This window comes from Clostridiales bacterium, from assembly GCA_030016385.1.
Lineage (GTDB): Bacteria > Bacillota > Clostridia > Clostridiales > Oxobacteraceae > JASEJN01.
On sequence record JASEJN010000053.1, the window covers coordinates 1 to 21,741 of the forward strand.

General features: G+C 38.6%; 12 protein-coding genes. 6 read left to right on the forward strand and 6 right to left on the reverse strand.

Annotated features, from left to right (window positions below):
- The first annotated feature begins 210 nt into the window (after positions 1-210).
- The gene (locus QME45_11490) at positions 211-3,282 is read left to right on the forward strand and encodes a CDC27 family protein (protein MDI6619275.1); all 3,072 of its coding nucleotides are present in this window, start codon (positions 211-213) and stop codon (positions 3,280-3,282) included.
- A 55-nt stretch (positions 3,283-3,337) separates the two neighbouring features.
- Here the strand turns inward: QME45_11490 and QME45_11495 are convergent, their stop codons facing one another.
- Complete coding sequence (locus QME45_11495) at positions 3,338-3,997, reverse strand: rhomboid family intramembrane serine protease (GenBank protein MDI6619276.1); 660 nt, start codon at positions 3,995-3,997, stop codon at positions 3,338-3,340.
- A gap of 235 nt (positions 3,998-4,232) precedes the next feature.
- On the opposite strand from QME45_11495, the gene QME45_11500 reads away from it, so the two are divergent.
- From QME45_11500 to QME45_11515, 4 genes are all read left to right on the forward strand, one after another.
- Positions 4,233-4,409, forward strand: a complete 177-nt coding sequence (locus QME45_11500; protein MDI6619277.1) for a YtxH domain-containing protein — start codon at positions 4,233-4,235, stop codon at positions 4,407-4,409.
- Positions 4,410-4,561: 152 nt separating this feature from the next.
- Positions 4,562-5,983 carry an FGGY family carbohydrate kinase gene (locus tag QME45_11505; GenBank protein MDI6619278.1) on the forward strand — a complete coding sequence of 474 codons (1,422 nt, stop codon included), beginning with the start codon at positions 4,562-4,564 and terminating at the stop codon, positions 5,981-5,983.
- A gap of 221 nt (positions 5,984-6,204) precedes the next feature.
- On the forward strand, positions 6,205-7,524 hold the full coding sequence (locus tag QME45_11510) for a helix-turn-helix domain-containing protein (protein MDI6619279.1): 1,320 nt from the start codon (positions 6,205-6,207) through the stop codon (positions 7,522-7,524).
- A 17-nt stretch (positions 7,525-7,541) separates the two neighbouring features.
- On the forward strand, positions 7,542-8,246 hold the full coding sequence (locus QME45_11515) for a hypothetical protein (GenBank protein ID MDI6619280.1): 705 nt from the start codon (positions 7,542-7,544) through the stop codon (positions 8,244-8,246).
- Positions 8,247-8,276: 30 nt separating this feature from the next.
- Here the strand turns inward: QME45_11515 and QME45_11520 are convergent, their stop codons facing one another.
- The 5 genes from QME45_11520 to QME45_11540 all read right to left on the reverse strand — a co-directional run bounded on the left by QME45_11520 (position 8,277) and on the right by QME45_11540 (position 13,995).
- A complete protein-coding gene (locus QME45_11520) occupies positions 8,277-9,254 on the reverse strand; it encodes a class I mannose-6-phosphate isomerase (GenBank protein MDI6619281.1) in 978 nt (325 codons plus the stop codon).
- Positions 9,255-9,393: 139 nt separating this feature from the next.
- The gene (gene pckA, locus QME45_11525) at positions 9,394-10,971 is read right to left on the reverse strand and encodes a phosphoenolpyruvate carboxykinase (ATP) (protein MDI6619282.1); all 1,578 of its coding nucleotides are present in this window, start codon (positions 10,969-10,971) and stop codon (positions 9,394-9,396) included.
- Positions 10,972-11,295: 324 nt separating this feature from the next.
- The gene (locus QME45_11530; GenBank protein MDI6619283.1) at positions 11,296-12,123 is read right to left on the reverse strand and encodes an ABC transporter permease; all 828 of its coding nucleotides are present in this window, start codon (positions 12,121-12,123) and stop codon (positions 11,296-11,298) included.
- On the reverse strand, positions 12,113-12,850 hold the full coding sequence (locus QME45_11535) for an ABC transporter ATP-binding protein (protein ID MDI6619284.1): 738 nt from the start codon (positions 12,848-12,850) through the stop codon (positions 12,113-12,115). The genes QME45_11530 and QME45_11535 overlap by 11 nt, the downstream gene beginning before the upstream one ends.
- A 95-nt stretch (positions 12,851-12,945) precedes the next feature.
- Positions 12,946-13,995 carry an ABC transporter substrate-binding protein gene (locus tag QME45_11540; GenBank protein MDI6619285.1) on the reverse strand — a complete coding sequence of 350 codons (1,050 nt, stop codon included), beginning with the start codon at positions 13,993-13,995 and terminating at the stop codon, positions 12,946-12,948.
- 392 nt (positions 13,996-14,387) lie between these two features.
- Between QME45_11540 and QME45_11545 the strand changes: the two genes are divergently transcribed.
- Positions 14,388-21,741, forward strand: a 7,354-nt coding sequence (locus QME45_11545; protein ID MDI6619286.1) for a DNRLRE domain-containing protein, incomplete at its 3' end; no start/stop codon positions are given.

Sequence of the window (21,741 nt, forward strand, 5' to 3'; positions counted from 1 at the left end):
CAGACTCTTAAGGCTGTGAGCTTAGCGATTGAAATAATATTCTTCAAATATAAAAATGTGCCTTATCATTTTAAAGGGCACAGCTTTAAATATGCTGCCAGGCATATAATAAAGTTGTGTCCTATTTTTAATTGAATTATATAAAAATATATATTAATATTATATGTATAAAACAAATTTGACTGTATTTGCCATATGAGGGGTGAAAAGATGGTAAAAAAAATTTTGTGTGAAAGGTGCGGCCAAAGGCGCGGAAGAAGACAATGCCCTAAATATGATTATATAAATATATGCGGAGAATGCTGCAGCAAGATACAGCTTGATTCAGACTGCCCCGACGAATGCATCAATAAAGGCAAAGTATCCGCAAGGGAATTACATGACAAAATCAATTCGCTTATGGATGCCGGTATTACATATGAGGACAAAAACCCAAAAGAGGCGATCAGGCTTTTTAACAAAGTGCTGGGGCTGGATAAAAATTTTTTAGAAAGCTATTTAGAGATGAGTTCTGCATATGACAGTCTGGGTATGTATGACAATTCCGTTAGATGTCTTGAAAAGGCGTACAAGTTAAATAAAGATGGAAATTTGTTATATATGATCGCTGAACAGTATATAAAAAGCGGCGAATATCAAAAGCCGATAAATATAATATTATCAAATAAGGAAAAATTTAAAGACTGCAGAGCAGATTATCTGCTTGGAAAGTGTTATTTTTCGCTGAAGGAATATAAAAATTCCATATCATGCATGAAAAAAGTTTTGGATGAAGAGGGCTTGAATAAAGGCTACAGGAATAAAGCAGCTATCATATTGTCAAGGTCTTATTTATCCATAAAAGACGCCGAAGATGCAATAAAATATGCGAAAACCCTGGATGATGAATACTCGAAAGACAGGAGAGAGCTTATTGAAGAAGGATATTTCTCAGCCAAAAGGATATATGAGCTTTTGAAATACATTGAGTCATTTAAAGGTATCGGATACTTTGAAAAGGATATGCTTTTGCGCTGTGCTCCCATGCTAAAAATAAAGGATAAAAATGTGATTTTAAATATCATAGATGATTTATTGAGGAGTACTTATTTAAAAGATGATGAAAGATTAGAAATTATATGCCGGAAGATATGCATACTGTTTGAAGATTCGAGAATGAATGAATCATTCAATCTGTTTGAGCAAAATAAAGAGAGTATAATCAAAATGTCCGGAACGACTCCTGAATGCTACAGTGCCTGTTGCTTTGCGGCATTTTTTGCATACAGCCTTGATAGACCATGTGCAATGCATATATATAACTCCATAGCACCGCAAAAAACAGACGAAATAGTCATAGACGAGCTGTATAACGCGTTTAAAGATATGGATATTTCGCCTTCAATCAAAGCAAAATCCATAGCAAAATCCGTTAAAGTATTATCAGGGAAGAAGAATGGCTCTTTTTTAAGAACCCGCGTAGCTGCGGATTTGCTTTTCGAAAATGGTGAATATTATGAGGCTCTTGATATGTATCATAGAGCATCAGATGCAAAAGCGGAGGACGCGTTCCTTTTATACAGGATGGCAGTATGCAATATAAAGCTCGATAAATTCAAAAGTGCATTCAAGCTGCTTGATAGAATATTGTCTTTGAATAAATACATACCTAGCGCATATCCTAAAATAATAATATGTTGTGTAGAATCCGGCTTGGATTGGGCAGATTATTTCAAACATATGGAAATTGAAAAATTGAATTTTAATGAGGTTTATGAACTTGGGGAATGTTTAAGCAAAAATGAATACTATGATAAAGCGGGTTTCCTGTTCAATTATTTGATCGATAATTATAAAAACGTAGATATATACAGGCGAAAGAAGATATTACATAACCTGTCTTTCATTTACCGGAAGCTTAAAAACTATGAAAAAGGCATTGAGTTGATTAAATCGGTGCCAAACGAGTATTTAAGCAGAGATTTGTCGATCGATTTATGGTGCCTTTACTATGAGAGCATGCAATATGATAAGGCGGCTGAAGTTTTTGATATTTATCTTAAGGATATAAAAGATCCCGAGGTATATTTTAATTCGGGAATACTTGCATTAAAGCTAAAGAAATATAAAGAAGCAGTGGATTATTTTGAAGGCTGCATACATATATCGATAGAACAGGGATACAGAAAAGATGAATTGATTCAGAGAGCATTGACAGATATAAGCATATGCAAGGCCAATATGGGCAGGGGAATTGATGCGCTGTCATATGTCGACAGAGCTTTGAAGGTCAGGTATGATGACAGGGCCCTTGATGTGCTTTTTATGATACAAAAGAAGCTGCTTCATGGGAAAGAGAAAAATCAAGAGATATGCGGATACGAATCTGATTGCATTTCAAAGTCTGAATGTTTTGATGATGAAATAAACAGTCTATTTGAAAAGATAACAAGCAGCATATATCCGAGGAAGGAGTCTATTGTAAAAAAAGACAGAGTTCAGGAAAAAATCGAAAGCTTTGTAAAAATTGAAAGGGAAAAGTATAAAAGTGATAAAGATTATATAGAGAGATCGGAGAGCGCATACTGCAGGTTGATAAACGAGATGTTCGCATTATTTGATAAACGCGTATTAAGTGAAATAACTGCTGCGGATATAGATAGAAGTATAAACGAGTATGATGACTTTGGTAGAAACGGTTCACAGGAGTACTTATACGGCTGCATTACACCGTACTTTGAAGATCTCAGCCATTTGTGCCATAAAGTACTTTATCCGTATTATAAAAAAAGCATCGATTTCCTTCCAGTCGTTCATAGCATGGAGGACTTTAAAAAATTGGGAATCTATTGTTATGAAAGCGGCGGGAAAAGATATTACAGGATCGATTTTTCGTTTGACATAAGCTGCAGCAAGTATCTTTTTGAGATCAACTGTCATCCGGGAATAAGAAGTGAATATATCGATTGCAGGATACATTATATGCCATGGGAAAAGCTTGTCTGGATAATATCCGGCATAGAGAAAAAATGGGATATAATCGACGGCATAAAAAGTGCGGGGCTTCTTCTCCTGTTTTATGGGGGTTATAAAAATTATCTCGGAATAGAGGGTGATTTTAAAGGCAGCGATGAAATAATAAAGCTTTCGGGGGACATTATAAAAGCTGGGAATGAATGCGATTATGCCGTAAAAAATATGTTAAACGGCACCTTGGAATATAACATGATCGAAAATATAAGAAAATTAAGAGGTGTGATCAAGGGATGTATTGCCGATATTTCAAAGGTAAAGCTCATTTGATCCTGCTACAATAAATTTAAGATAATGGCATAAAAATAAATTCACAGGCTGAAACCTATGAATTTATTTTTATACCGATTATTGTACCACAAATTACCAGTAATATTGATGCAGCGGTAAATAGGAGTTTTTTGGAATCGATCCTGTCATCACCTTTTAAACCGGTGATATTTGCCGACATGTATCCTCCTATCAGCCCTCCAATGTGGGCAAAATTATCGATTTGCGGATTTGAAAGGCCGTAAAAAATGTTGAGCCCTATTATGACAAGTATATTTATTCCAAAGGATGATGTCAGTATTCTGGGATATTTACGGCAAAGGTATAATACTGCCCCTAAAAGTCCGAATATGGCGCCTGAAGCGCCGATAGAAGGTGAATTGGAAAAGACAAAGCTGAATATACTTCCGGATAAAGCGGAAAAAAAGTATATTATAATAAATTTTTTGCTGCCAAATATCGACTCGTCAAGTTTCCCTATATTATACAGGCTATACATGTTGAATGCTATGTGGGCAAGATTGGCATGGAGGAAGGCCGAGGAAAAAAATCTCCAGTATTCCCCGCCTACTATCAGTGAATTTATCTTTGCACCATACTTTACAAGAGCCTCATAGCTGTTTATTCCGCCATTTGCATATATATAGAGGAAAATCAATACGTTTATTGCTATCAATGTGTTCGTAGCCGGTGATTTTGTTTTATTATCGCTCATATAAATACCTCCTGTATATATTTTACCATTGAAAAAGCAAATTACATATAGAAAAAATTTCTATGATAATAAAATGAAAAATATCACAAACTATATATAAAATAATACAATTAGTTAAATTTAAAAATTATTATAAACCGGCTTTGTTTAGTTAAATTGTCGATTTTTGGACATAGCCTGTAAATTAAGTTTAACTTAAAAAATGATACATCGAAATCAGAAGGGATGCGATAAAATGAAAGGAAAACTTTTAAGAGGTATTGCAGCCGGAACGCTTATCGGAGCAGCCGCAGGAATGCTGATCATTCCCCAGATGGACAGAAGAACCAGAAAAAGGATAGAAAGGGCTGGAAGAAAGGTAATGGATTTTACATCCGATATGATGGATGGTATAAGAAGTTGGCGTTCTTAATAAAAAGCACATGCGTTATGGTATGAAAGCGATAATATATGTGCCAAGGCACAATACAGGGGCTGTAGACCTTACAGCCCCTGTATTGTGTCAAATTGCCACTCGAAGCATATATAATAATGAGGATATTTTATGTTTTGGGGGGCTTGCCTATGGAATGTGCCATGATTTTTTTTATAGGACCGGATTTTGTAAAGGCATCTGTTTTTAATACCGAAGGCACTGAATTATTATCAGCATATGAGGATATCGGGTTATCGATAAAACATGGCTGCATAACGCAGGTTCCCGATAAATGGGAAGATGCAATATCAAAGATGATACAAAATGCAGTCGACAGCGACTCTGCAATCGATATAAAATACATCGCGGTAACATATATCCCGGGAACCATGGTATGCATCGACAGCTCCGGATTACCGGTTATGGACGCTATCTTTCCCTATGACGGAAGAGGGAGATATGAAGCGCACTTATATAACAAGTATAATAAAAAACATAAAAACAGGACTGACTTCCCATGGACGTATAATGTGATACCGAAACTTTTATGGATAAAATACAACAGGCCCGATATATATAAAAAAATATTCAAAGTTTTGACACCTGATTCGTATATCTCGTATAAGCTGACCGGAGAGACGGCTATAGACAATTATTCTGCGATGCAGTTCGGGTGCGATAGCAATAATTTTCATTATGATGGCAGATTACTGGATAATTTTGGCTTGGAGAAGGATATATTCCCGGCCATATGCAAAACCGGCGAATGTACGGGTATGATTGCAGGCGTTGTAAAAGAAAAACTCGGACTTAAAAGCGAAGTAAAAATGTTGGCCGTATCGAGTTTCATACTCCCTCTGCTTTTGGCTTCGGAAGATATGGACAAAAATACTATTTTATATGATGCAAATTCTTCAAGCATTTGTTTTAAATATAATTCACATAAGGCAAGGCTAAGCGGGGAAATCCGAAAGTCTCTCTTTAGAATCGAAGATAAATATATTATAATAGGCAATTTCGAATATATGACATATAAATGGTTAAAAAAGTATACAAAAATCGATGCATTAAAAAGCGATGACTATACCCCGGGTTCAAATGGCCTTATCGTCGTTCCGTATATTATAGGCGACAGCCTCTTCCAGAATTTTGACATCGATGCTGGCATTATAGGGGTGAATACCGCAAATTGCGGGCGCGACATTCTGGCGGCATCCTATGAATCTCAAGGTTATTCGTTAAGGAAAAAAATCGATATTTTAACGGATTGCGGCTTGAATATTGAAAATATAATTCTGGCAGATGATGTTAAGGATAGTTTGAAATATAATATCATATCCGATATAACAGGTAAGGAAATCAGAATCAGCAAAGAATGCGATTTAATAACAAGATATGCTTTCGAGTCTTTGTTCAATAAAGAGCATGATCTGGAATCGGAGGATGAAGTGATAACGCCCGACCGGGAAAAGGGCATCAGGTATAATGTATTATTCAGCTTATATAAAAGCGCGTATAATTCCCTTGGCGATTATTGCAGATTCGAAAGAAAAATACAGAAAAAATTATAGAATAAGAACAGTTATATAATGCTTTTTTCATAATATTCTTCAAATAATCTGTATGCACCATTTTATAAACTACTTGTACAATTATTCCATTTAAACTATAATTTTATTAAAAGCACACAAATGAAAAGTCATAAAGGTATGTGTGATGGTGTGTATATAAATTATTTGAAGAATATGCACCCTATGTGATGCTAATTATTGACTTTTAGGAGAAGGTACTTATGGAAATACTTTCCTTGGGCGAAAAAATAAAATTAAAGAGAAAAGAAAAAAACATGACTCTTAAAGACTTAGCGGGGGATAAAGTTACGCCCGGCCAGATAAGCCTTGTTGAGTCCGGCAAATCAAAACCGAGCATAGATCTTCTGGAATATATAGCGAACAAAATAGATGTGAGCATAGATTATATACTCGAAACGGAAGAGCATCAGGCTGATAATCTGTGCAAGTATTATGCTGATATAGCATATGCTTCAATAATGAACAGCAGTTATAAGCAGGCGCTGGACGCTTTGAACATGGGAATGGCATATGCCAAGGATTATGATCGGGAGTATTATATAGGTCTGTATAATCTCTACTACGGGATGATCGACTATAAGCAGGAGAATTACGAAAATGCTCAAAGTGAATTCATGTCTGCAAGCGAAGTGTTTCTGAAGACATGCAAATATAAGGATTTGCTGGAAACTTATATGCAGTTGGGGATGACGGCATTTAAGCTGTCTTATTTTAACTCTTCACTGAATTACTACAAGCAGGCGGAAAAGGTGATGAATAATAACAAAATAGTCGATGACGAGCTGCTGATGAATATTTATTTTAATATATCGCTGTGCTATTCAAGGCTGGAAAATTATTCGCCCTCCATCGATTATGCGCTTTTGTCGATGGAAAAGCTGAAAAAAACCACCGACCGTTTTCAATATTCGCAGTCTCTGCTTATGTTAAGTCTGTCATATAATAGTGCCAATAAATTTGATGAAGCTCTCAAATATGCTCAAAAGGCCGTCGATGTCTTAAAGGAGCTTAATAAATTGAATTTAATAGCCAAGATGGAAACAAACATGGGCATAATATTGTCCAATATCGGGAGTATCGGCGAATCCTTCAAGCATCTGCAGAATGCGTATAAAATAGAATCTGATATAGACGATAAGATGCTGCCGTACACTATGCTCAGGATTGCAGATAATTATCTGAAGGTAAATGACTTTGACAAGGCCATAGAGATTGTCAAAAAAGCCTATGCAAAGTGCTGCAACACCGGACAGGACGAATATATGGTAGCCATTTATTATTACTTTTATAAAATTTACTGCCTGAAAGATGATAAAAAAAATGCTGAGATTTCCCTCCTTGAGGCCATAGGCTACCTTCAAAATTTGGACATGCCTAAGGAGCTTGCCAATGTATATATCATGCTGGGGGAATTTTATCAAAAGGAGAAAAAGCAAAGTGAGGCATTGGAATATTTAAATAAGGGTCTGAAGATATATAAAGAGCTTGGTATCGTATCATCTGCAAGTATAAACCTTTAATTTGGCGGAAGTTTTGAATGAAGAGGTGGTTTCATATGGATTTTATGGGTTTTACAGGCGATGATTTTGAGTTTTTCAAAAGAAAAAACGATCTGGCAAAGGCGGAATACAATGATAAAAGAGAACAGATGAAGAAACACTTCAGGGAGTTCTGCTATCAGGTGCAGAAAAGTTATCATACGAGCACGGGAAAGGTTTTAACCCTTGAGAAGGACTTTAAGGGACTGAATAAAATGAAAAGTAGCATATCGGCAAATTGCGATATTGAAAGCTCGGGGATTTTCAATTTAAAAATCGATTTCTATAGAGACAACATAGGAATATATATTGAATGCCCTAAAGGCAGGGACTATGACGGCATAAAAAAGCTTGAGGATATATTGACAAATAAAAAAGATACATTGACCGGATTTTTCAAGGGAAACAGGAATATGATCTTGATGCTGCTGTACAGCGAATCCAAAAAATCAAATAATAATAATGGGCATGAAGAGATGAAATTGAGCAACAATGAGTTGTGCTTCGGAAATTATGATATGCTCGTTAAAAAAATAGAAGAACTGCTTCCTCCTTGTTATAACAAGAAATCGACTTTAAACATAAAAATAGGCATGCAATACTTAAAGCCTGATGCGCTGAAAATAGGCAAAGCGCTGCCCTCAAGGGCATGCTCGGAAATAATCGGATTACTGGATTTATGCGGTGCCATTGCAGAAAATTAAATACAAAATAAGAGCGGGTGACATCCGCTCTTATTTTGTATTTACGTATATTTCAAGTATTTTTGCATGTCCCTTGATCGAATACTTACCCATAGATGCCGGCAGCATGACTGTTTCACCTAACGAAACGGGTTCACAGCCCTTTTCATAGTATATACGCCCATTGCCTTCTATGAACATATATACCGTAAATTTTCTGCCATCCGTTTCGCCCGTAAATTCATCTGAGATATTCAGCTCTTTTACTGTAAAATAATCGTTCTCGGAGAGAACTCTTTCGTTATAGCCGCCTTTATCCACATAGTTCCTATTCCGGTTTAATACGGGCGGATTATCGAAGTTAATTACTTCAATGGCTTTGTCTATATGAAGCTCCCTGGGCTTACCGTTCTTATCGACTCTGTTCCAATCGAAAACCCTGTATGTTGTATTGCTGTTTTGCTGTATTTCGGCGATCAATATTCCATCGAGTATGGCATGTACCGTACCTGATGGTATATAAAATACATCTCCGGGGGATACGGGGATTTCATTCAAAAGTTTATCCAGATTTCCACTGCTTAAGGAATGGATGAAGTCACTCTTGGTTACGCCTATTTTCAAGCCATATACTAATTTGGCTCCCGGTTTTGCATCTATTATGTACCACATCTCTGTTTTGCCGTTGCCTTCGCCGTGGGATTTAGCGTATTTGTCGTCAGGATGGACCTGCACTGACAATCTGTCGTTAGCATCTATTATTTTTATAAAAAGAGGCAAGAAATTTTTATATACGCCGTATACATCCGTTCCTACCAATTGTTCTTTATATTTTTCAAGCATGCCTTCAAATGTCAGGCCCTTTAAATCTCCGTTTGAAACGATGCTCATGCCGTCGTTTCTGCAGCAAAGCTCCCAGCTTTCGGCTATTTTGCCGTCCGGGATATTGCGATTGAACTTTTTTTCTATATTTCTTCCGCCCCACAATATGCTTTTATATACAGGGTGAAATTTCAATGGATATAACATACAATCACCGCCAGATAATATTTATTGAGCAGGCATATCCCCACATGAAAGGGGACAGCTGCAAATGTAAAACTTATACCTATACAAAAATGCTGCTGCATGATGAATAAGCATTCATTATGCAGCAGCCCCTTTTAAGCTATTTTGCCACAGGACCTGCTTTAACTACGCTTTCAGGTACGTTTTTGAATTTCTTGAAATTTTCCCTGAACCTTACAGCTAAATCCTTAGCAGTTTTATCATAGTCATCAGCATTTTTCCAAGTGTTGCGAGGATTCAACACTTCTGACGGAACATCCGGGCAGCTTTCCGGTACAAGTATGCCGAAAATAGGATCGACATTAAACTTAATGCCTTCGAATTTGCCTTCCAATGCCGCCGTAACCATGGCCCTCGTATATTTTAACTTAATCCTTTGGCCGACACCATATGGGCCGCCTGACCAACCAGTATTGATCAGATATACATTTGAATTGTGCTTTTCAATTCTCTCTCCTAAAAGTTTTGCATATACCGAAAGATTGTATGGCATAAACGGTGCTCCAAAGCATGTGGAGAACGTTGCCTGAGGTTCGGTTATTCCTCTTTCGGTTCCTGCAAGCTTGCTTGTATAACCGGACATGAAATAATACATTGCCTGCTCCTTTGTGAGTTTGGCAATCGGAGGCATAACTCCGAAAGCATCTGCCGTCAGGAATATAACTGTTTTTGGATGACTGCCTAATCCGGACAATTCCGCATTGGGTATGAAATCAACAGGATATCCTACACGGGTATTCTCTGTAAGAGAGCCATCTGAATAGTCAGGATCCATATTTTTGTCATATATGACGTTTTCAACTAATGCACCGAATTTTATAGCATTCCATATTTCAGGTTCATGCTCTTTTGATAAGTTGATACATTTTGCATAACATCCGCCTTCGAAATTGAACACGCCGTTATCAGACCAGCCGTGCTCATCGTCACCTATCAAGTACCTGTTGGGATCAGCCGAAAGCGTAGTCTTTCCTGTGCCGGAAAGTCCAAAGAATAATGCTGCATCGCCATTTGCTCCAATGTTAGCGGAACAGTGCATTGGGAATACGTTTTTCTTTGGGAGTAAATAGTTCATAACTGTAAATATGGATTTTTTAATCTCGCCGGAATATTGTGAACCGCCTATTATTATCAGCTTTTTCTTTAAGTTAAGGATTATGAAAGCTTCGGAATGCGTGCCGTCAACTTCGGGAATCGCCTTAAAGCCTGGTGCGCAAATGACGGTAAAACCTGGCACGAAATTTTCAAGCTCTTTTGAAGTAGGTCTTCTTAGAAGTTCATGTATGAACAAATTCTGTGATGCATATTCATTTATTACCCTGACTGGCAGCCTGTAATCGGCATCAGCTCCTGCAAATCCGTCAAAAACGAACAGCTCGCGGTTTTGAAGGTATGAAACGAGCTTTCCATAAAGTCTGTCGAACTTTTCTTCTTCAATCGGCTTGTTTACTTTTCCCCAATTTATTTCGTTATGTACCTCAGGAATATCGACAATAAACCTGTCTTCAGGGGACCTGCCGGTATATTTTCCCGTTGTTACGGAAAGAGCGCCGGTGTTTGTAAGTTTGCCTTCTCCGCGGAGAATAGCTTTTTCAACAAGTTTTGAAACTGGAAGGTTTCTATTAACCTTGGCGTTAATAATCCCTAGGTATTCAATACTTAGTGTGTTTTCACTCATAAACATCTCTCCTATAAAATTATTTTTACTATAATATATCTTAAGCAGAAACCCGTTTAATATATAAATATTAAACTTCCCATGACTAAAGTCACGAGTGTGAAACATAAATCCAATCGATATATTATAGTTTGTTGATTTGATGATAAAAAAATTCTTCCCCATTATAAAAATCCACTAACAATTTCATTATAGCATATTTTTATTATTTATCATGTTTAAAAATAATTCTGAATAATGATAACAAATTGTTATATGATGGGTGCGATATTCTTGGAATAATTGAAATGTATTTTATATAACGAAAAAGGCCTAATATTAGGCCTATTGTCTCCATTTCATATAGTGTTTTTCTATATAGGATACTCCAATATACATGAGATATGCTGCTATTGCAAGTATGAGAATACTTGCCATTACCATGTCAAGCTGTGCGACCTGGCCTCCATAGACTATCAAAAATCCTAGGCCCTCTTTGGCCACTAAAAATTCTCCTACGATAACTCCAACCCAGGAAAGCCCGACATTGATTTTTAATGCAGACATAATGTTGGGAACACTGGACGGAAGAATCACCTTGGATAATATTTGAAACCTCGATGCTCCAAATGTCTTTAATAGTTTTATCTTGTTGTCATCGACTTCCTGAAAACCAAGAAGTACGCTCATTATGGTAACTACAACTGATATCAACAGGGCCGTTACGATTATAGCAGGCTGGCCGTTGCCTATCCAGAATATAAGCACCGGTATCAACGCTGTTTTTGGCAAGCTGTTGAGGATCACTAAGTAAGGATCCAGTACCTTGCATAAAAAATCCGACCACCAGAAAATTATAGCTATCAGCGTGCCGATAAGCGTACCGGATACAAAACCGATAACTGTCTCCAAACATGTTACCCCGATGTGGCGGAAAAGGCTTCCCTCTTTATAAAGTACAATTAGAGTCTTGACCATTCTCGAAGGCTGGCTTATCAAAAATGGGTCTATCCATTTAAATGTTCCGGCTATTTCCCAGAGCCCGAAAAAGGCTACAAGTATGATAAGCCTTGTAATTAAAATAGCATTGTTTTTTCTCTTGATGCCTTTCAGAAATTCCTTATGTTCTTTGGATATCCGGACAGTATTCAATAAGGCTTTATCATTTAACATGAACATCGAGCTCCTTCCATATAGAATTAAAGTAATACCTGAATTCGGGAGCTTCTCTGCACTTTATCGGCGTTCTTATGGGGCATGAAAGCTTTATGTCATATATGTTTTTTATATACGCCGGCCTTTGAGAAAGCACAACGACTCTGTCCGCCATGGATATTGCCTCTGCGATATCATGCGTTACGAGTATCGTCGTTTTTCCTTCCTGTTTGAGGATGGAATATACTTCATCCGCAATTGCCAATCTGGTTTGATAATCCAGAGCTGAAAAAGGCTCATCCAAAAGCAGCAGTTCAGGGTCGACTGCCAGTGTTCTTATAAGGGAAACTCTTTGTCTCATTCCACCTGAAAGCTGATGGGGATAATAGTTTTTAAAACCTCCGAGATCGTACTTTACAAGCATTTTTTCAAGCCTTTCTTTCTGCTCACGGCTGTCCCGGTGCTGTATTTCAAGGCCGAGCATCACGTTCTGAAGAATATTTCTCCATTCGAATAAATTGTCTTTTTGAAACATATAGCCGATACTGCTGGATGGTTCCGTTACCTGCTTCCCATTAAGGCGTATCATACCGGAAGATGGCTTTAAAAGGCCGGAAATTATAGAGAGTATAGTAGATTTACCACACCCGCTTGGGCCTACTATACTTATAAATTCATTTTCATTGACAGAGAGCGAAAAATCTTTAACTGCCTCGGTCTCACCGTCAAGGGTATGATATATCATCGAAAGGTTTTTGATTTCGAGTTTTAATGATGACACTATTATCCCCCCAGTTAATTTAGTTTATCCGTTTAAACATTTTCTGAGATTCAGGACGTTTATTTATTTTTAGCCGCTTCTTTGGCAAATTTGTCCGTTACTACTTTTTCATATGGCGGTTTTTTGGGCATCAAGCGTGAATCATATTCATAGATCAGGTTTTCAAACCTTTCCAGCACTTCTTTTTTAACTATCAGATCCTTCTGCCATGAATCCTGATCCCTGTATCTTTTTACGACGATGGATATCTGCTTTTCATCCGTTCCTGCAAAGAACGATTTGATAGATTTGGCAACCTCATCATTTGAGTGACTATCCACCCAAACAATCCCCTTGTATAATGCATTTGTAAATTTTTGTATTATGTCCGGATGCTTTTCGATATACGATTTTGTCGCAAAGAAACAGGTATAAGGAAGTTCACCGGATTCCTTGCCGATTGAAGATACGATATACCCCTTGCCTTCCTGTTCCAGTATCGTCCCTGAAGGCTCGAACAGAGCGACGTAATCGCCGGTTCCGCCTTTAAATGCCGATGCAGTCGCAGCATATGCCACATTCGTTATAATGTTTACGTCTTTTGCAGGCTTTTCGCCGTTGAAAGACATCGAAATGCCGTTGGATTTCAATACGTATTCAAGGGACATCTCGGGAACTCCGCCGGGGCGCCCTCCAAGAATATTTTTACCTTTTACGTGATCCCATGTAAAGTTCGGATCAGGATCTCTTGATACGAAAAATGATCCGTCCCTCTTTGTAAGCTGCGCAAAAATTACCGCATAATCCTCTCTGCCCTGGTTGTAGAGGTATAAAACCTGTTCCGATCCGCAAAAGCCTATATCGGAATTTTTGGAAAGTACCTGCTGCATCGTTTTGTCCGCTCCCTGTCCCGTCACAAGATCGATATCGAGGCCCTGCTCTTTAAAGAAGCCCTCGTTTATTGCAGCGTACATCGGGGCATAAAATATGGACCTTGCCACTTCATTCAGCTGTATTTTTACAAGCGACTGCTTTTTATCAACATTTGTACTTTTGCATCCCGCAAATAATGCCGCAATGAGTGAAAAAATAATGGTAGATATAACTACTGCTTTTATTTTTTTTAACACTTAAAGACCTCCAAATAAATTTTTCAATTTATATTATTCATTTTAAGTTGTATAGGTTACCGCTAAAGGAAAAAACGACAAAAATAGAATGGTGCCGAGAAGATGATTCTACAAAGGAGATTGAAAAGATATCTATCGATGCATGTCAATATATGTAGAAATGTTCTTATGGTAAAAAAATATAGGCCATGATACAATTATTAACAGTAATATACTGGAATTACATATAAATTAATATTAGTGGAGGTGTATGTAATGTAAAGGTATATGACAGCTTTTCACAGGATTTTGCCACATAAAATATATTCGATGATCCATCTCTTGTATAATTTCAGCATAAGCAAATGTAAATGCAGTTCAAGCATGTAATTGAACATTAAAAGGAGGGTATTATGAAGAAGCACATCTTCAACAAGATCATTTCCCGCATTTTGGTTATTGTTTTTTTGATTACGATGTTTCCTGCGAAAATATCAAATGCCGATTCTTCTGTCAAATCCAAAAAAGTGCAGACCGAAGCAAAAGAACTTATTGAAAAAAGAACGGAATATCAGAAGGAATTTTTGAATCCCGACGGTACTCATACAATAAGGTTGTATAATTTGCCAATACACTATAAAAGTGGCGATAAATATGAAGAAATAGATAATACGTTAGTCGCGAATTACGATGAAAAAACCAAGGATGAGTATAACATAAGCAATAAAGCGAATAAAATTAAAACTGTATTTTCATCTAAAAAGGATAGGAATGAATTTACAGGGATCTCGGATGGGAAATACTCACTCAAGATAATACCTGAAAATGCAAAGAAAAATGACGCCTTATTGAAAGATAACAGCATAACATATCCAAATATATATAACAATATAGACCTGAAATATGAATCTAAAAACGATGGGGTTAAAGAAAGTATAATTATTAATAAGCCTACAGATAGGACAAGCTATACATTTGAGCTGGAATTGAACAACCTTGTGCCGAAGGAGAATGACGATGGGACAATAGGGATGTATGACAGCGGCACGAATGATATTGTCTATTTTATACCGGTTCCATTTGCGGAAGATGCAAACGGAGGGTTTTGCGGGAATGTAACCCAAAAGATAAGAAAGGATAAAAACAAATACTATCTCGATATACAGGTGGATGATAATTGGCTCAATTCGAAAGACAGGCAGTATCCTGTAATAATAGACCCCACCATAAATGAAGGAAGCTCGGGGCACAGTTATGATACTTATGTATTAAGTGCATACCCGAATACAAAATACTATTCTGCAGGCAGGCTTATAACCGGGCGTTCTGCATCAACGGGGACGGCCAGGTCATTCATAAAATACAGCCTGCCGGGTATAAACGGCGTAATAACCAGCGTGTATTTTAATGCATATTGCTACAGCAATTACAGCGGTTCTCCGATAGATCAGGTATGGGAGATCACAAGCAACTGGAATGAAACTACAGTTGACTGGAATCATCAGCCGTCATATGCAAATAATGTAGACAACACGCATGTGAGCGGACCCGGATGGTATTCATGGAATATTACAAACCTGTATAAAGCTTGGATTTCGGGAAGGCCGAACAACGGAATAGCTTTTAAGATGAATGATTCGGACAACTCTGCCGGATATTACAGAGTGTTTTATGATAATATGTCTTCACTTCACAATAACTGCCATTATCTTTCCATAAATTATACACCGCTGCCTACGCCTTCACTATCGGCAAATACCGTCGTATCTCCGTATAAAAACAATTCAAAGGGCGCATTGAATGTAAGCTGGAGCTCTATGGCGGGGGCGACGGGATATTATGTGTCCATATATAACGGCAACAGATATCAGGATTTTAATGCAGGGAGCAGTACGTCATGGTCAACTGCAGGGAAAGGTATATATCCTGTAAATGTAAATAACGGTACCTGGCAGTACGTAACCAATGGTACGGGAACAGATTTATCCTGTGACCCCAGAAATCTTTATATAAACGCCTGGAATGCCAATACGTCAAATGAGAATACGGATTACAGGGATCATTTTGTTTATACGGCAAGAATTAGGGCATATCAAACCGTAAGCTTTGCAGGGTCCAACTATACGTTTGTGACAAGCTACTCGGATGGTACGAGTTTAAAGCTTCCTGATACCATACCTCCCAATCCTGTATCCAATGCAAAATTATCTTTGATAGACAGCGGGTTAAACACAGGCGATGCATGGAAGGCTGCCGTATCGTGGAATGCTTCATCCGATCTTCCTCAGGGAGGTGCAAGCGGCATTGCATCCTACCATATAAAACTATATAATACTGCAAGCGGTCAGGTAAGCGAAGCAAGTGTACCTTCAAACCAGAACAGCTATACGTTTTCCAATCTTAAGGACAATTGCACTTACAGGGCGGATATATATACATATGACGCAAACGGAAACAGCCCAAGTGTGCCGTCAAGCTCAAGCAGCATCTTTGCGTCTGACAGGACAGGACCGGCATCTCCGACATCCGTTACGCTAAATCCGTCCTCATGGACAAAGAATGTAAACCCTGCTGCAACTGTAAACTGGGCATCCACGCCGGATGAGGGAGGTTTTAAAAAAAGCCAGTATTCGATAGACGCCGGCGCATGGAAAGATACAGGTTTAACGACACCAAACGGTACATTTACAGTTCCATGTTCGACATTGTCGGACGGTACGCATACGATCGCAGTAAGAGGCGTAGATCTTCAGGGAAATACAGGGGCATCTGTTTCTGCCAGCTATTACAAGGATACGGTGATTCCGGCAATTAACATTATGGATCCCTTAAATCAGCAGACAGTAAACGGTATTGTAAATATAACAGGAAATATTAATGATGCAAATCTCAGCGGTTGGTCATTATACTACGGTCATGGGACTTCTCCTGCTTCATATACGTCTTTGGTATCCGGAACATCTAAGATTTCAAGCAATCTGTTATACTCATGGGATGTTACGGGATTAGAGGAGGATACATACACTCTAAAACTTACAGCAACTGATAAGGCAAATAACACAAACAGCATAACGATGCAGATAATCAAAAGCGCGAGCAGCATAAGCATAAGCCGTAGCATTGAGATAGATTCTCCGGGAAACGGCGTTACCGTCGATAAACAAAACAATACGGTATCATACCACATGACAGATAACGGGGATATATCGGGGCTTCTTGGCAGGCTGTATATCAACTCCAGACTTATTGACAGCGAATCCGTGCCCGGCGAGGGTCTTACATTTGACGCCGCCGCATTTTCGGAAGGAAGCATAAATGACATATATGTAAAAGCTGCAGATGCAAATGGAAATGATTCCTATAGTACTACAACATACAAGGGGACGCCTATAGCGGATACATTCAACGATATAGCAAAGATCGAAAATATGGCTGGCACTGAAAAGTCATCTTACGGTTCAATAAAGCTGAAGACGGACGGAAGCGCATATCCTGCATCGGGAAGCTTTGAGTCAAAGACGATATTGCTTCCGGCAAATCTGGATACGGCAAAAATAACTGCGAATGAAAACAAGCCCGCCGGGACAAGTATAATGTACAAAATATCTGCAGACGGCGGTACGACATGGCAGGATGCGGCTTTGAATACAAAAATCGAAATAAACAATAAAAATAAAAACCTGAGAGTAAAGGCGATATTTGCGACATCCGATGCATCGAAAACTCCCGAGGTATATGACTGGCAGGTGGAAACTGTATCTGTTGCGGCCGGAAACGCTTTTACAGTGCAGCTTATCGATATACCAAAAAATCTGACAGCCACCCCTAATATAAACTACGACATATTGCTAAGATGGGACGAGTCCTTGACATCCGGCGTATATTACAATATATATAGGAGCGCTGATCCTAACTTTATTCCATCATCGCAAAATCTGATAGCATCAAACATCACAACGCCGTACTGGAACGATTTCAATTTGAACTACGGGAAGACATTCTACTATAAGGTACGTGCAGTATGTTCCTTTAATGGTCAAACCCGTGAAAGCCTTGTATCCAATATAGCCTCTGCCAGAGTAGTCGATGCAGATGAACTTAATAAGCGCATAGGAATTGAGGATTACTGGGGATTCGCACAGCTGCAATCGGGGAGCGGGACTACGTATATCAACTTGAGTTCCGGTAATCTATGCTTCCAGTCGACGGATTTTGTCTACCCGGGGACAAAACTTGCATCCGTCATGAGAAGAAGCTTTAACAGCCAGTCGACTACAAAGACACCGATGGGTTATGGATGGGATTTCAGCTTCAATACGAATCTTTTAAGGGAGTATGATGCTTCGGGAAATGAAACCGGGATGATACTTAAAGACGGCGATGGAAGCATACACAGGTTCAGTAAAAACGCAGACGGAACATATAATTCGCCAAAGGGCGCATATATGGATCTTAAATATAATACCGCCTTAAAGTGCTATGAAATAAAAAGGAAAGATAATATAACATATAGTTTTAATGATAAAATGCAGCTTGTCAAATTTACGGAGCCAAATGGGAATGCCATAACATTAAACTATAATAAAAGAGGAAACATAGATACTGTTACAAATTCTGTGGGAGATGTATCGAGGTTAAGTTATGATAAGACCGACAGGCTGATAAAGATAGCGGATCCATCCGGCAGGGAATTCAATTATGTATATGATGACTCTTCAGACAAGCTTACAAAGATGTATATAATAATAGAAAACAATGTAGAATATTCGGAAGAATATATATATGACGGCTCATATCAAAATATCACCGCCATAAAGGATCCAAAGAAGAACACTACATCTTTTGATTACATTGACAGCAAGATATCGGGGATAACAGACCCTATCGGGGAAAAGTATAATATAAATTATTCGGCAGGAAGCACATCGATAACAAACAGAGGCAAAACGGTGTCTTTCAGTTACAATGCGGATGGCGGTATAATACAAAAGACAGATCAGTTAAACCACAGCATAAATTACGAATATGACTCAAACTGCAATGTTACAAGGATGTACTGCCAGAATATAATAGGAGGAACAGTAAAAACCGTCAGTTATACCTATACCTATGATTCAAAGGGCAATCTGCTCACGATAACCGACCCGTTGAATAATGTCAACCAATACAGCGATTACAACAGTTTCAATGAAGCGGGAGAGGTGAAAGAACCCGTAGGGCCCGGAGCATACGCGATAACAAAATATACCTATGATGATAAGGGCAATATGATATCCTCCACGGACCCTGAAAACCGCAAAGCAACATATACTTATTACAGCGACGGGAATACGAATACAGTTACCGACAATTTTGGGAATACCACAACATATAATTACGACGGCAAGGGAAGGATGATAAAAAAGACCGAGCCGCTGGGAAAAACCACCGAGATACTTTCCTATGATGCGCAGGGGAATCCCACGAAGGTTAAGGATGCACTCGGCCATATAACACAATATGTATACGATGCCCTCGGAAGAAAAACATCCGAAGTTTACACGGGCAGTGATGGAATAGGCACGAAGGCCGAGTATTTCTCGTATGATCTGGATGGCAATTTAAAGTCGAGCACCGATAGGATGGATAATACCACAGGTTTCGATTATGACCAGCTGAACAGGTTGGTTATGACAGCTTATCCTGATGGAAAGGTTGCAAGCGTATCCTATACTTTTGGAACAGATAATAACATGATTGTAATATATAAAGACGGTGAAAACAGGGAATCAAGAGAATACTATGATTCAGCGGGAAGGCTGATCAAAAAAGAATCAGGGGGAACATATGCGACATATGAATACGACTATTTGGGCAGCGTCATAAAAACCAAGGATGCGGAAGGAAGGGAATCCGACTCCGTATATGACGAGCTTGGAAGGGTAATAAAGACAGTGGATGACCCTAATGGTATAAATATCCAGAATGAATTCACATATGACCTTCTGGGGAATAAGCTTACGTCTAAAGATGGGGAAGGGAATATTACAAACTACAGTTATGATAAAATAGGAAGGCTTGTAACTGTTTCCAACAATGTATCCGGCACTGCAATAAGCACGAGATATCAATATGATATAAAAGACGGGGGAACTATTGTAAACAAGACGATAGATGCCCTTGGAAGAGAGAGCTTAACATACCTCGATGCCCTGGGAAGGAAAGTAAAGGATGTAAATGATGGAACACCCCAGGATGGAATAAGCGAAACTACGTTATATCAGTATGACCTTAACGGTAATATACTTCAGCTTACAAAGAATGATTCGAGCGTCATAAATTATCGGTATGACAGTTGGGACAGGCTTACCAAAGTCCAGTATGATTCAAATAATTATACGACATACGGCTATGATGATAACGGGAACAGGCTGTCGATGACGGATGTAAAGAATGGCAGTCCAATCGTCACATCATATGCCTATGATGTATTGAACAGGTTAAAACAAACGGTGCAGGATGGGAACACCGTAAATTACGAATATGACGGAAGCGGGAATAAAATAAGGACATATTACTCTGATGGCAGCAGCATAAAAAATATAGTATACAAATACGATATTTATAACAGACTGCAGAGCATAGGCATAGGATACGGACAAAGTGGAACTGATAACTACGGTACGGTAAGGGAATATTCCTATACGCCTTCGGGATATGTAGACAGTGTTAAAAACTACAGGAAGTTTGATACCAAGGGGACGGATTTTACAAATATAAAATATACCTATAACACCGCTGGGGAGCTAATAAATGCGCAGTACCTCGATAATGGCACGGCAAAGAAGGAAGAATATACAATACAGTACGATAAAAGAGGTCTCATAAAGAATGAAACATCATATACGAATTACGATACGGCAAAAACCGTAAACAAAGCATACAGCTATGATGAATTAGGCAGGCTCCTGCTTGTGAACAATACCACCGAGTCCAAGAAAGATACCTATACCTATGACAATGTAGGCAACAGGATTACCATGAATGACGGGACAAACAGTTTCTCGTATGGCTATAACCAGTTTAACCAGATGATAGATATAAAAAAGAACGGCCAGGCGGACAGCACATTTTCATATGATTTAAACGGCAACCAGAAGCAGGAGATATCAAAAAAGGATGTAGGCGGGACTATAAAGGATGTCACAACCGATTACACTTATGACAAGGCTGACAGGCTGATTAATACATCGATGTCTGACGGCACAACCGTTAAAAACACGGCAAATTACTATAATGGTGACGGCCAGAGGATTAAAAGGAATGCGGACGGTATAGTGACAAAGTACTATTATGAGGGAGACGATATACTCTATACAACCGACGGGAACAATGTAAAAGTCAATGAAAACATACTTGACTTAGACGGCGTTATCATAGCATCGAAGAGATTTGACGGTATATACAAAAATATGTATTTCACATATAATTATGACATAAGGGGAAGCGTAACGAACATCATAAATCCAGAAGGCACAGTGGTAAAGGGTTACGACTACGATGAATTTGGCGGCACCAGGGAAAAGGGAGATACGGCTTTTAAAAACGACACCAAGTTTACCGGAGCCGTACATGACAGTTCATCCAACCTGTACCTTATGGGCTCCAGGTTCTACAACCCCGATACGGGAAGGTTCTTAACCCAGGACACATACAGTGGAAGCCCATACGAACCGTGGACATCACACCTTTACAGCTACTGCGACAGCAACCCCACAAGCATGACGG